The sequence below is a fragment of the Sulfitobacter sp. TBRI5 genome (genome assembly GCF_051013555.1).
Classification (GTDB): domain Bacteria; phylum Pseudomonadota; class Alphaproteobacteria; order Rhodobacterales; family Rhodobacteraceae; genus JL08.
The window spans coordinates 1,282,259-1,294,110 of the sequence record NZ_CP112884.1 but is presented as its reverse complement, the minus strand read 5'-3'; the positions used below and the strand labels follow the sequence as shown (position 1 = coordinate 1,294,110).

The following is an 11,852-nucleotide window of genomic DNA, read 5'->3' as shown; positions in this document are numbered from 1 at the left end:
ACAGGGTTATCCACATGAACACCACGCTGGTGCTGGCATCAGGGTCCGAAATCAGGGCGCAATTGCTGAAAAATGCCGGAGTTTCGTTCGTTAAACAGGTGGCGCGCGTGGACGAAGATATGGTGCGACGGTCGCTAGAGGTCGAACTGGCCAGCCCACGCGACATCGCGGACGCGCTGGCAGAGATGAAAGCACGGAAAGTCAGCGAAAAACACACTGACGCGCTGGTTCTGGGGTGCGATCAGGTTTTGGATTTTCAGGGCACAATACTGGCCAAGCCCGACAGTCGGGATACGGCGCGCGCACAGCTCAAGATGATGCGGGGACAGCGGCATATGCTTTTGTCCGCGGCCGTGATTTATGAAAACGGTCGCCCGATCTGGCGACATGTCGGACAGGTTCGCATGTTGATGCGCCAAAGCAGCGATGCGTATATCGACGCATATGTTGACCGGAACTGGCAAAGCATTCGCCACGCGGTGGGGTGCTACAAACTGGAAGAAGAAGGCGTGCGTCTTTTCACCCGGGTTGATGGCGACTATTTTAATGTCCTGGGCCTGCCCCTGCTGGAGTTGCTGGCTTTTCTGATGTTGCGAGGGGACCTGGAACAATGACACATCCAAGAATTCCGCTGGCTGGCGTTATCGGCAGCCCGATCGCACATTCCCGATCACCTGCCCTGCACCAGTTCTGGCTCCGAAAATACGGTATTCCCGGGTTTTACATTCCCATGGACGTCGCGACAGATAACCTGGAACAGGTTATCAGAACCTTGCCAAAAATGGGATTTGTCGGTGTGAACGTTACAATTCCGCACAAGGAAACCGTGATGAAAGTCGCTGATCTGGTGACAGACAGGGCAACGCTGATCGGTGCTGCAAACACTCTGATATTCAGAAAAGATGGAAAAATTCACGCCGATAACACCGATGGCTTCGGGTTTATCGAAAACCTGAAACAGGGCGCGCCGGCGTGGAACCCGAAATCGGGGCCAGCTGTGGTTCTGGGTGCAGGCGGGGCTGCGCGAGCAGTTGTTGCGTCTCTTGCCGATAGCGGTGTTCCGGAAATCCTGCTAACCAACCGAACCCGCGTTCGCGCTGAAAAACTACGCGATGATTTCGGAAAACGCGTGACTGTGGTGGATTGGGTGCAGGCGGGCAACCTTATGGAAGACGCGGCAATCGTCATCAATACCACGTCTCTTGGGATGATCGGAAAACCGGAATTGCGGGTTCCGCTGGATGGGTTGAGAAAGGGCACAGTGGTGACGGATCTGGTATACACCCCCTTGAAAACCAACCTGCTGACCGAGGCCGAAGCGGCGGGATGCATAACGGTGGATGGCCTGGGTATGTTGTTGTATCAGGCCGTGCCCGCGTTTGAACGCTGGTTTGGAAAGCGACCGGAGGTCGACAGCGAAACCAGAGCGGTCGTTCTGAAATGACGTTCCGGCTGGGTCTGACCGGATCAATCGGAACCGGAAAATCCACAACGGCAAAGCTGTTCGAAAAAGAAGGGTGCGCCGTCTGGGATGCAGATGCGGCTGTGCACCGGCTCTATGATGTGGGTGGCGATGCCGTGGACCCAATTGGGGCAGTGTTTCCTGATGCCATCAAGGACGGTGCGGTTTCCAGAGCCGCTTTGAAGCAGATTATCGAAAAAGACCCCGGCGCGCTGAAAAAGATCGAACAGATCGTGCATCCGCTTGTCGCGCAGGACCGCGCGGCCTTTCTGGCAAAATCGGATGCTGATGTGACGGTTTTTGATATTCCGCTTTTGTTTGAAAACGGGACCGATGCACAGATGGATGCGGTCGTTGTTGTTTCGATCGGGGCAAAGCAGCAGCGCGAAAGGGTCTTGCAGCGCGCGACCATGACGGAAGCCCAGTTCGAACATATCCTGTCCAAACAAATGCCGGATGCTGAAAAGCGCGCGCGTGCCGATTACGTTGTGATCACGGATACGGTTGAACATGCCGCCGCACAGGTGCACGATATTCTGAAAGACATACGGGGAAAACAGGCTGATGCGTGAAATCGTACTGGATACCGAAACCACAGGTTTTGATCCCGAAAGCGGGGACCGTATCGTGGAAATCGGGGCCGTTGAACTATTCAATCACGTCGCAACGGGCGCTACGTTTCACCAATATATTAATCCTGAACGTGCAATGCCGAATGAGGCCTTCGAAGTGCACGGTCTGGGCGACGATTTCTTGCGCGACAAGCCGGTTTTTGCGCTTATCGCCCAAGATTTTCTGGATTTCATCGGAGATGCCCAACTGGTTATTCACAACGCCGCTTTTGATATGAAATTTCTGAATGCAGAGCTTGGCTGGGTCAAAAAGCAGGCTCTGCCGTGGGAAAGGGCGATTGATACCCTTGCAATTGCCCGAAAGAAATTCCCCGGTTCACCGGCGTCGCTTGATGCCTTGTGCCGCCGGTTCAACATCGACAATTCGTCGCGCACACTGCACGGGGCGCTTCTTGATTCTGAAATTCTGGCCGAGGTTTATCTTGAACTGGTCGGCGGGCGGCAGCCTGATTTCGGCTTGAATACCGCAGCTTCGCAAACGGAGTCAGACGCATCAGAGCAGGTCTGGCGACCGACGGCGCGCCCGCATCGGCTTGCATCAAGGGTGACACCAGAAGAACGCGCCGCCCACGCAGAGTTTGTAAAGACGCTGGGCGACGCGTGTTTGTGGTCGAAAGCTTAAGCGTCGGCTTTGGGCGCGGCCTCGGCCGCCTGACGGCGCGCGATTTCACTGCGATATAACTGCAGAAAATCGATGTTTTCCAGATTGAGGGGTGGGAAACCGCCATCCCGGGTCACATCGCTGACGACGCGCCGCAGGAAGGGGAAAATCATCCGCGGGCATTCGATCAAAAGATACGGGTGCATCTGATCTTCCGGAACGCCTTCGACGTGGAAAATGCCGACATAGTCGATTTCCAGCAGGAACAACTCCGCGCCGCTTTCCTTGGCCTTTGACGTGACATTCAGTTTGATCGAAACTTCAAACTGATGCTCGACGCCGCGTTTCTTGGCATCAAGGTTTACCTGAACCTGAATGTCCGGTTGTACATCGCCACTTACGCCCTTTTGGGCCATGATGTTTTCAAACGACAAATCGCGAATGAACTGGCCCAGAATACGCATTTGTACCTGCGGCGGTTGTGCTTGTTCGTCTTTTCCTGCGGTTGTGCCATTCTCGGCCATGATGATCTCCTGATAAACTGTTTGCCCGCGCCTTATCAGCTTGATCGGGCAGTCTCAATCCTTGGGTATACGTGTATTCTTCCGGTTGTCGGGCTGATCTGACGGGGTTTTGACCTCTTCGAATTCGCCATCGATCACGTCGCCGCCTGTTGAGTGGTCGCGCGGCCTTGGATGCGTGTCGCCGCCCATATCAAAGCTTTGTACTTTAATGTGCGATCTGAGAAACTGGTAAATCGCAGACCGTATGGGCGGAACCAGCAAAGAAAACCCCACCGCATCCGTAAAAAAACCAGGAGTCAGCAGCAATGCCCCGGCAAACAGGATCATGGCACCATGGGCCAAAGGCTCTGTCGGGTCCTGCATCTGCGAAAAAGAAGACCGCAACTGCCCCATCGCCATGAGCCCTTGGGTGCGTACAAGCCACGCCCCGAGAATTGCGGTAAAAACGACAATCGCAAGCGTCCAGCCAAGACCAATAGCACCGCCAATCTGGATAAACAGCGCGATCTCGACCAGTGGAATGGCTAAAAAGGCTAATAACAACCACATGATCGGCGTCCTTTCGACTTGGGCATAGTGGACTTGCCCCTATCGCTCACCTACATAAGAGCGACAGTTGTATGATACCATGCCTTTTGCGCAAAATGAGGTTCCTATGAATTCACCCATGATCCAGTTGCTGGTGCTTGCCGCTATCGCAGTATTTCTGATTCTGCGGTTGAAAAACGTGCTGGGAACCCGCGAAGGCTTTGAAAAGCCGCCGGTGCCAAAGGGCGGAACCGAAACAGGAGCCCGCCGGGATTTCGAAGTGATCGAAGGTGGGCCGGACAGGGATATCATTGATCATGTTCCCGAAGACAGCGATGCCGCGGCCGCCCTGGCAGAAATGAAGCGGATCGAGCCCTCTTTCGGGGTCAGTGATTTTCTTCAGGGCGCCCGCAGCGCCTATGAAATGATATTGATGGGCTACGAGCGCGGCGACCTTTCTGCGATTCAGCCGTTTCTGGCCGAAGATGTTTTCGAAATTTTTGTCGACGGTGTAAGCGCGCGGGAAGATCAGGGCCTGACCATTGAGGCCGAATTTGTCGGTGTGCGAGAGTTGACTCTGACAGACGCAACGCTTGATCCTGAAACCAACATGGCAGAACTGACAATCCGCTTTGTCGGAGAGCTGACTTCGGTTGTGCGGGACAAGGGTGGCGACATCGTGGAAGGCAGCCCGACGAAAGTGAAGCGTCAGAAAGACAATTGGACATTTGCGCGTGTCATGGGCACCGATGATCCCAACTGGCGCCTTGTCGACACGGACGCATGATTGGGGCGGTTCGTGCAATTGCAGTAGCGGGGTGGATTATGTCCGCAACTGCCACTGGCGCCGAACCGTCCTATGATATCCTTACGTTTCAGGACCTGGATGGCTGGGAAAATGATGATCATTCCGCCGCTTTGGCCACGTTCCTGAATACATGCGCGGATCTGAAAGAGCCTGATTGGCGATCTCTTTGCGCCGTGGCGCAAAACCAGAAAGACGCAAAATCGTTCTTTGAATTGTTCTTTCGTCCGATCCAGATTTCTGATGGAAACGCGCCGTTGTTCACCGGCTATTTCGAACCGGAACTTAACGGGTCGCTGCGGTATTCATCGCGTTACAGATATCCGGTTTATTCAATGCCACCCGAGGCAAAGCTGTCCAATCCCTGGCTGACGCGTCGCGAAATTCTGGATGGCGACGCGATGCAGAACAGAAGGCTTGAAATCGCCTGGGTCGATGATCCTGTGGAACTGTTCTTTCTTCAAATTCAGGGATCCGGGCGGATCAAACTGCCGGGCGGTCAAACAATTCGTGTTGGATATGCCGGCGCGAACGGACACCCTTATCGGTCAATCGGGGTCGAACTGGTGCGGCGTGGAATCTACGATGCACATCAGGTCAGTGCCGAAGTGATCAAGAGCTGGGTCCGGCGGAACCCCGAAGAAGGCGAAGAACTGCTGTTTCACAACCCGTCATATGTTTTCTTTCGCAAGGTCAGCCACGTACCTGCCGAGAAGGGGCCGCTGGGCGCGATGAACCGTTCCATCACGACGATGCGAACAATTGCTGTAGATCCGGCCTTTACCCCGCTGGGTGCCCCCGTCTGGATTGAAAAGGACGGAGAAAACCCGCTTAGGCGGTTGATGATCGCGCAGGATACCGGATCTGCGATCAAGGGCGCCCAGAGGGCAGATGTATTCTTTGGAACCGGTGATGCGGCCGGTGAAGCAGCCGGTAAACTCAAGGATCCGGGCCGCATGGTTGTTCTGATGCCCATTCAGCGCGCATATGCCATGTTGCCGGAAGGCGATCTATGAGCAGAAAAAAGCTAAGCGCCGAAGATCTGGAGCTTTGGCGCAAGGTAACGGAACAGACCCGCCGCACGCAGCCTAAAAAACCAACAGAACTGTTTACGCCACAGTCAAAGAAACAGGTTCGTGTTGATGCGCCACGATTTCCGGCGTTTGAAGTGGGCAGCAAGCCGCGCAAACAACCGGTTGCCCATGACATTCTTCCGTCTCTGTCGGACAGGTTGGCCAGCAAACCGGTACAGATGGACCGCAAGGCGTTTGGCCGTATGAAACGCGGCAAGCTTAGCCCCGAAGGCAAAATCGATCTTCACGGAATGACATTGGAACAAGCACATCCGGCGCTGAACCGGTTTATCATGTCGGCCCACAGTGCCGGAAAACGGCTGGTTCTGGTGGTTACGGGCAAGGGGAAATCCGGGCGCGATACCGGGCCGATCCCTTTGCGAAAGGGTGTCTTGAAACACCAGGTTCCGCAATGGCTGACAATGCCGCCCTTGGGTCAGATCGTGATGCAGGTCACGCCGGCACATATCAGCCATGGTGGTGACGGTGCTTATTACGTCTATCTGCGCCGTGCGCGCTAGGCGATCAACGCTGTCTTGTAGCGCGTAATCCCGACCGTCATCATAACTGTCGTAAGAACGAAATACGCAGCGATTGCAACCATTTGCGTGTCCCATCCCATGCCAAGATCAATCAGGACTCCGGTAATGCCCGGCCCTATGGCCGATCCGAATACCATGACAGCCGCAGCCATCGCCTTGATGGAACCAATGTTCTGCGTTCCGTAGAACTCGGCCCAAAACGCATTTGGCAGGGTCGAGTTGGCCCCTGTTGTCAGCGCCATGAAAAAGAACCCGATCAACGCACCTGAAATGCTGGTTGTCATGCCGAATGCGACAAAGGCCAGCACCATCGGCAGTTGGAAAAAGGGCATCAGGCGTGGTGTTCCAAACCTGTCCAGAGCCCAGCCGGATATCAACATGGACCCGATTCCAAACAAGGTATAAAGCGGAAACAGGGATACCAGCTGGACATGTTCCCAGCCTTTGATCTCGGCATAATGTACCTGATGGAAAAACAGTGCGGTGCCAAAAGCAGATGGCCCCAACAGGGCCGGAACCATGAACCAGAACAGCGGGTGCCGCAAAGTCTGGTTTCGCGTCCAATGCCGCCCGAACATGCCAAGGCTGGGGTTTTCATGCGCCATGGATTGGGGCGTGCGTTCGTTGCGCAACAGCAAGGACAGAACCGGAATACCTGCCAGCGCGATGATCGCTGCGATAATCCACAACACCCGCCAGTCAACAAAGGCCATGAGCGCGACAAACAGAACAGGCAACAGCGCCTCGCCCACGGAAAACCCCAGCGTTGCGATCGCCAGGGCCCGCCCGCGTGTCGCAACAAACCAGCGCGCCATCGCGACCACCGCTATGTGGCTTGTCATGCCCTGCCCGGTAAAGCGCAGCGCGAAAATGACAAATACCAGCGCCCAGGCTGCTTTGACCGAAGCCATCGCGATGCAGGCACCTGCCAGCGCCAACAGGATCAGCGCGCCCAAACCGCGCACGCGAAACCTGTCGGTCAGCGCGCCAGCCCATATCATCACAATGGCCGATGTGGTTGTGCCCAGCGAATAGATGCCGCCCCATTCGCCGTGGGACAGTCCGAATTCAGACCGGATTTCGCCGGCAAAAATGGAAATGAAAAACGTCTGTCCGAAACTGGACAGAAATGTCAGCAGCCCGCCCGCAGCCAGCCACGGCGCATTCAGGCGTAAAAACGGGCCCAGCTTCATGCAGCCAAAACCCGGTTCGGTACCGCGAGCATTGCTTAACGCCCGGGTTCAAGGGTGATTTCTGTAAAGCCACCTGTGGAATTAAGGCTGACCGGCAATAAATCTGACATCCCGGAATCACCAGACATGAACCCCCGGTCCAGTTTTCGGGCGCCTTCGATCAGTGCGATCAGGTCAGGAGAGCTTCCGACGACAAAGTGGCTGGTGCTGCTGTCATCCGAAAACGCGGTTACGTCGATCACGGACACGGGCAAGTCTGATATGTCAGACGTGTTGCTGATATTGCCCAGGCGCGCCGGCTCTCCGGTAATTCTGGCCGACAAACGCAATGCAGCATCCTGACTGGACACGAAGATGACAAACGGTTGCGGCACCGGTTCAAGATACGAAACCTGATCGCGGAATACATCAACATCAATGTCCGGCGAAATCAGCACAAGCCTGTCCAAAGACCGCGCCGACCATCCCCGATCTTGCAGATCAATCTGCCGCAAGGTTTCCATCGTCAGAAAACCACCCATAGAGTGGCCGACCAGATTGATGCGTCCTATGCCGCTTTTGCTGAGCGTGACGAGCAGGTTTTGCAATTCGGTCCGGGCCGCCAGAACCGAATCCTTGTCGTATTCATATCCAAACGCGCTGCCGCGACTGGGCCACGCGAAGGTCAGAAACTCACCCTCTATCTCCAGATCGTGCTTCAGCTGGGCAGCGCGGAAAACAGCCTCGGAAAACCCATTGTTATATCCGTGGACAAATACCGTTACCTCACGCTCTAGCGGTGGCTGCGACCGTAGACCTTTTTTCAGGTCAGATATGAATGATGATTGCGAAGCGATGGGCCTGCGTTCGGCGATCACAAAATCCTTCTGTGGATCGGCGCGCTCGCCCCCTGTCGGAACCTGCCCGACGGCACGATCAGGGGGAACGGACACTGTCAGATCAAGATATTGAACGGAACGCGACCGCTCAATCGTGAACTGGCCGTTGGTGTCGATTGATCGGTTTGTCACCACAAACACCCGTTCATTTTCCCGATATTTATAGCTTTGGGCACGGGTTGTTCATCAATGACATTCGTACACGCGGCCAGTACCAGCAACGGGGCCAACCAGAATGATTTGCGCATCATAGGTACTTTCGAACATTTCATCGTCAAGCCGTACCCGATTGGCGCATTTATCGCTAGAGCACGTATCGGCTTAGGTCGGCTGACTTTGTCAAAGCGCCAAGGTTCGCATCTACGAAATCTGCGTCGACCGTTACGCGATCACCTGCCCTGTCGGGCGCGGCAAACGAAAGCTCTTCGAAAACACGCTCAAGGACCGTGTACAAACGACGCGCACCAATGTTTTCAATCGACTGGTTCACATCGGCTGCAATTTTGGCAAGCGCAGCAATACCTTCAGCGGTAAATTCGACCGTCACGTCTTCGGTGCCCATCAGAGCAGTGTATTGCAGGGTCAGTGCGTTGTCGGTTTCTGTCAGGATGCGCACAAAATCGGCCTCTGTCAGGGCGCGCAACTCGACTCGGATTGGCAATCGGCCCTGAAGCTCTGGCAGCAGGTCGGATGGTTTGGCGATGTGAAACGCGCCCGAGGCTATGAACAGGATATGATCGGTCTTGATCGGGCCGTGTTTGGTGCTGACAACGGTGCCTTCGATCAACGGAAGCAAATCGCGCTGCACGCCTTCGCGGCTTACATCACCACCCCGCGCATCGGAGCGGGCACAGACCTTGTCGATTTCATCCAGAAAGACGATGCCGTTCTGCTCTACCGCGTTTAGCGCGGCGCGCGTTACCGCTTCGTCATCCAGAAGCTTGTCGGCCTCTTCACCGATCAGAACATCATAGCTTTCCGAAACTTTCATACGGCGTTTTACGGTGCGCCCGCCCATCGCCTTTCCGAACAGATCGCCAAGGTTCAACATTCCCATATTGGCGCCGGGCTGTCCGGGGATATCAAACATCGGCATCGGGTTTGATGTATCCGCAATCTCCAGTTCGATTTCAGTGTCGTCCAGTTCCCCCGATTTAAGCTTTTTGCGGAACATTTCGCGGGTGGCTTCCCGCGCGTCTTCTCCGGCAATTGCTTCGATCACACGGGCCTCGGCGGCGGCATGCGCGTTGGCTTTGACGTCTTCGCGCATCTGATCGCGCGTCATCGCGATGGCGCTGTCGACCAGATCGCGAATGATCTGTTCAACGTCCCGGCCAACATAGCCGACTTCGGTAAATTTCGTCGCTTCAACTTTGATGAAAGGTGCGCGGGCAAGTTTCGCCAACCGCCGGCTGATTTCGGTTTTGCCAACGCCGGTCGGGCCGATCATCAGGATGTTCTTTGGATACACCTCATCGCGCAGATCATCAGGCAATTGCTTGCGCCGCCAGCGGTTTCGCAAAGCCACCGCAACTGCGCGTTTCGCATCGGACTGGCCAATGATAAACCGGTCAAGCTCTGATACGATTTCTCGTGGGGTAAGATCGGTCATGTTTTGTCCTTCCCGAAGCGGTACTTTGGTGCGCTGGGCCGCGCGTTATCTGGAAATGGTTTCGACAGTCAGATTACCGTTTGTGTAAACGCAAATATCGGCTGCGATGGCCATTGCATTTCGGGCGACCTGTTCGGCGGTGCGGTCGCTATCCATCATGCCGCGCGCGGCGGCCAAGGCATAATTGCCGCCAGACCCAATCGCAGCCACATCATGTTCCGGTTCCAGAACGTCACCGGCGCCGGTAATGACCAGCATTTCCGATCCATCCGAAACGATCAGCATCGCCTCAAGCTTTTGCAGATACTTATCGGTGCGCCAGTCCTTGGCCAGTTCCACGCTGGCGCGCGCCAGTTGCCCGGGCGTCGCCTCAAGCTTGCTTTCAAGACGCTCAAGCAGGGTAAATGCATCGGCTGTCGAACCGGCGAAACCGGCAACTACATCAAACCCGCCCGGAGAAAGGCGGCGCACCTTGCGGGCACTGCCCTTTATCACGGTTTGACCCAACGAGACCTGACCGTCACCGGCAATCACAACCTTGCCGTCTTTTTTGACACCGATGATCGTGGTGCCGTGCCACCCCGGAAAATCCTGCTTTGACATGCCTGCCTCCTGTCGCTTTGGTCTTATATGAAGTGGTGACGCCACAGGTACAAGACCCGGGCTTGTCCAGCCCCCCTGCCCCAGTTAGCGTTTGTTCATGGCTGAACCTAAAATTCTCAGGATTTATCTGGACGATGATTTGCGGCAAAGCGCAAAGCACGGAGAACACAATTTTCTGGGCAAGGTTTCCACTGTTTTACATGATTCAGGATACCGGGTTGAGTATCTGCCAAACACCGCGTCAAATCATGTGAAGGCGACGCGCCGTGATGGATACTGCATGTTTCACATGGATGGCCCGGTTGGTGATCGTTCGCTCGTCTTTCGTCGCGTCTATGCTTATCCGTTCTGGGCGATAGAACACAGTCCGGCGCGATGGGACTGGCATGTGGCGAAATCGGCGTTCGAACCAAACGAAATAGCCGGCGAAGCCGCAGAAAAATTTCACGCCTTCTGGAAAAACAGATTGTTCAACCCGCCCGTCGAACCGGCCGGGATGGACGAATTCGTCTATGTACCCTTGCAGGGCAAATTGCTGGATCACCGATCATTTCAGGCCTGTTCCCCACTTGAAATGATACGTTCTGTTCTGGAATACGATCCGCACCGCCCTGTTGTCGCGACCCTGCATCCGCGCGAACATTATGCACCGGCTGAACTGGATGCCTTGCAAGCCTTGCAAAAAGAAACCGACAGGCTGATCGTAAGGACCGGAGAGATGGCGCGCTATCTGCCGGCCTGTGACTACGTTGTCACGCAAAATTCAAGCGCTGCCTTTTTCGGGCATTTCTTTGAAAAACCCAGCGTTCTGTTCGCGAAAATTGATTTTCACCACATTGCCCAGAACGTGAACAAGGTGGGCGTGAAAAACGCGATTTGTGCCGCGCCGCAATCACGACCGGAATTCAAGAAATACATTTACTGGTTTTGGCAGATTATGTCGATCAATGCCGGGCGGCCCGAGGCCGAGGCCAACATTCGTTCAGCGTTCACCCGCGCCGGTTGGCCAATGTAAAAAGGCGCCCGATAAGGCGCCCTTTCAACTCAAGCTATTTTTAGCGATGTTCAGATCGCGCCTTCGATCCAGCTTTGCAATGCAGCCTTGGGCCGCGCGCCCGCCATGTTCGAAACAACTTCGCCATTCTTGAAGATAAACAAAGCCGGAATACCGCGAACGCCCATCGCCGCAGCAGAGTTGGGGTTGCTGTCAACGTCAACTTTGACAATTTTGACCTTGCCGCCCATTTCTGCGGATAATTCTTCCAGTGCGGGGCCGATCTGTTTGCACGGGCCGCACCATTCAGCCCAGAAATCGACCACTACGGGAATTTCTGAGTTTTTCACTTCAGCATCGAATGTGTCATCTGTCACAGCAACGGTGGCCATCTTCGGATCTCCT

Annotated in this window: 15 protein-coding genes; 8 read left to right on the top strand and 7 right to left on the bottom strand. The window is 55.1% G+C overall.

What is annotated here, in order from left to right; translation table 11 throughout:
- The first annotated feature begins 14 nt into the window (after positions 1-14).
- Genes OLX72_RS06660 through dnaQ form a run of 4 tightly spaced genes read left to right on the top strand, consistent with a single transcriptional unit; the run spans position 15 to position 2,716 of the window.
- Positions 15-614 (top strand): Maf family protein, encoded by a 600-nt coding sequence (locus tag OLX72_RS06660; RefSeq protein ID WP_433990440.1) that lies wholly within the window; start codon positions 15-17, stop codon positions 612-614.
- A complete protein-coding gene (locus OLX72_RS06655) occupies positions 611-1,444 on the top strand; it encodes a shikimate dehydrogenase (protein ID WP_114871916.1) in 834 nt (277 codons plus the stop codon). The genes OLX72_RS06660 and OLX72_RS06655 overlap by 4 nt, the downstream gene beginning before the upstream one ends.
- A complete protein-coding gene (gene coaE / locus OLX72_RS06650; protein ID WP_114871917.1) occupies positions 1,441-2,034 on the top strand; it encodes a dephospho-CoA kinase in 594 nt (197 codons plus the stop codon). The genes OLX72_RS06655 and coaE overlap by 4 nt, the downstream gene beginning before the upstream one ends.
- Entirely contained in the window at positions 2,027-2,716 is a 690-nt protein-coding gene (gene dnaQ / locus OLX72_RS06645; RefSeq protein ID WP_433990091.1) for a DNA polymerase III subunit epsilon, read from the top strand. Before coaE ends, dnaQ begins: the two co-directional genes overlap by 8 nt.
- Here dnaQ and secB read toward each other — a convergent pair.
- On the bottom strand, positions 2,713-3,219 hold the full coding sequence (gene secB / locus OLX72_RS06640; RefSeq protein ID WP_114871919.1) for a protein-export chaperone SecB: 507 nt from the start codon (positions 3,217-3,219) through the stop codon (positions 2,713-2,715). The genes dnaQ and secB overlap by 4 nt on opposite strands.
- A gap of 54 nt (positions 3,220-3,273) precedes the next feature.
- Positions 3,274-3,768 carry an FxsA family protein gene (locus tag OLX72_RS06635; protein WP_114871920.1) on the bottom strand — a complete coding sequence of 165 codons (495 nt, stop codon included), beginning with the start codon at positions 3,766-3,768 and terminating at the stop codon, positions 3,274-3,276.
- A 106-nt stretch (positions 3,769-3,874) separates the two neighbouring features.
- Between OLX72_RS06635 and OLX72_RS06630 the strand changes: the two genes are divergently transcribed.
- From OLX72_RS06630 to OLX72_RS06620, 3 genes are read left to right on the top strand one after another with little or no spacing between them, the layout of a single operon-like run.
- Positions 3,875-4,534: a Tim44/TimA family putative adaptor protein gene (locus tag OLX72_RS06630; RefSeq protein ID WP_433990090.1), complete on the top strand. Its 660-nt coding sequence runs from the start codon at positions 3,875-3,877 to the stop codon at positions 4,532-4,534.
- Positions 4,535-4,572: 38 nt separating this feature from the next.
- A complete protein-coding gene (gene mltA, locus OLX72_RS06625) occupies positions 4,573-5,568 on the top strand; it encodes a murein transglycosylase A (protein WP_433990089.1) in 996 nt (331 codons plus the stop codon).
- A complete protein-coding gene (locus tag OLX72_RS06620) occupies positions 5,565-6,146 on the top strand; it encodes a Smr/MutS family protein (protein WP_114871923.1) in 582 nt (193 codons plus the stop codon). Before mltA ends, OLX72_RS06620 begins: the two co-directional genes overlap by 4 nt.
- Here OLX72_RS06620 and OLX72_RS06615 read toward each other — a convergent pair.
- The 4 genes from OLX72_RS06615 to hslV all read right to left on the bottom strand — a co-directional run bounded on the left by OLX72_RS06615 (position 6,143) and on the right by hslV (position 10,453).
- Complete coding sequence (locus OLX72_RS06615; RefSeq protein ID WP_433990088.1) at positions 6,143-7,360, bottom strand: MFS transporter; 1,218 nt, start codon at positions 7,358-7,360, stop codon at positions 6,143-6,145. The genes OLX72_RS06620 and OLX72_RS06615 overlap by 4 nt on opposite strands.
- Positions 7,361-7,395: 35 nt before the next feature.
- Positions 7,396-8,370, bottom strand: coding sequence for an alpha/beta hydrolase (locus tag OLX72_RS06610; protein ID WP_162798174.1), 975 nt, complete (start codon positions 8,368-8,370; stop codon positions 7,396-7,398).
- Between the two features lie 172 nt (positions 8,371-8,542).
- Positions 8,543-9,850, bottom strand: coding sequence for an ATP-dependent protease ATPase subunit HslU (gene hslU, locus OLX72_RS06605; RefSeq protein WP_114871926.1), 1,308 nt, complete (start codon positions 9,848-9,850; stop codon positions 8,543-8,545).
- Positions 9,851-9,895: 45 nt separating this feature from the next.
- Positions 9,896-10,453, bottom strand: coding sequence for an ATP-dependent protease subunit HslV (gene hslV, locus OLX72_RS06600; RefSeq protein ID WP_433990087.1), 558 nt, complete (start codon positions 10,451-10,453; stop codon positions 9,896-9,898).
- Positions 10,454-10,550: 97 nt separating this feature from the next.
- On the opposite strand from hslV, the gene OLX72_RS06595 reads away from it, so the two are divergent.
- Positions 10,551-11,468, top strand: coding sequence for a hypothetical protein (locus tag OLX72_RS06595; protein ID WP_114871928.1), 918 nt, complete (start codon positions 10,551-10,553; stop codon positions 11,466-11,468).
- Between the two features lie 50 nt (positions 11,469-11,518).
- Here the strand turns inward: OLX72_RS06595 and trxA are convergent, their stop codons facing one another.
- The gene (gene trxA / locus OLX72_RS06590) at positions 11,519-11,839 is read right to left on the bottom strand and encodes a thioredoxin (protein WP_114871929.1); all 321 of its coding nucleotides are present in this window, start codon (positions 11,837-11,839) and stop codon (positions 11,519-11,521) included.
- Between the last annotated feature and the right edge of the window lie 13 nt (positions 11,840-11,852).

Bases quoted from the DNA above. Each gene is read 5' to 3' on its own strand.
- dnaQ (WP_433990091.1), top strand. From the start codon at position 2,027: ATGCGTGAAATCGTACTGGATACCGAAACCACAGGTTTTGATCCCGAA.
- hslV (WP_433990087.1), bottom strand. From the start codon at position 10,453: ATGTCAAAGCAGGATTTTCCGGGGTGGCACGGCACCACGATCATCGGT.
- hslU (WP_114871926.1), bottom strand. From the start codon at position 9,850: ATGACCGATCTTACCCCACGAGAAATCGTATCAGAGCTTGACCGGTTT.
- OLX72_RS06615 (WP_433990088.1), bottom strand. From the start codon at position 7,360: ATGAAGCTGGGCCCGTTTTTACGCCTGAATGCGCCGTGGCTGGCTGCG.
- OLX72_RS06660 (WP_433990440.1), top strand. From the start codon at position 15: ATGAACACCACGCTGGTGCTGGCATCAGGGTCCGAAATCAGGGCGCAA.
- OLX72_RS06595 (WP_114871928.1), top strand. From the start codon at position 10,551: ATGGCTGAACCTAAAATTCTCAGGATTTATCTGGACGATGATTTGCGG.
- secB (WP_114871919.1), bottom strand. From the start codon at position 3,219: ATGGCCGAGAATGGCACAACCGCAGGAAAAGACGAACAAGCACAACCG.
- OLX72_RS06655 (WP_114871916.1), top strand. From the start codon at position 611: ATGACACATCCAAGAATTCCGCTGGCTGGCGTTATCGGCAGCCCGATC.
- mltA (WP_433990089.1), top strand. From the start codon at position 4,573: ATGTCCGCAACTGCCACTGGCGCCGAACCGTCCTATGATATCCTTACG.
- trxA (WP_114871929.1), bottom strand. From the start codon at position 11,839: ATGGCCACCGTTGCTGTGACAGATGACACATTCGATGCTGAAGTGAAA.
- OLX72_RS06620 (WP_114871923.1), top strand. From the start codon at position 5,565: ATGAGCAGAAAAAAGCTAAGCGCCGAAGATCTGGAGCTTTGGCGCAAG.
- coaE (WP_114871917.1), top strand. From the start codon at position 1,441: ATGACGTTCCGGCTGGGTCTGACCGGATCAATCGGAACCGGAAAATCC.
- OLX72_RS06630 (WP_433990090.1), top strand. From the start codon at position 3,875: ATGAATTCACCCATGATCCAGTTGCTGGTGCTTGCCGCTATCGCAGTA.
- OLX72_RS06635 (WP_114871920.1), bottom strand. From the start codon at position 3,768: ATGTGGTTGTTATTAGCCTTTTTAGCCATTCCACTGGTCGAGATCGCG.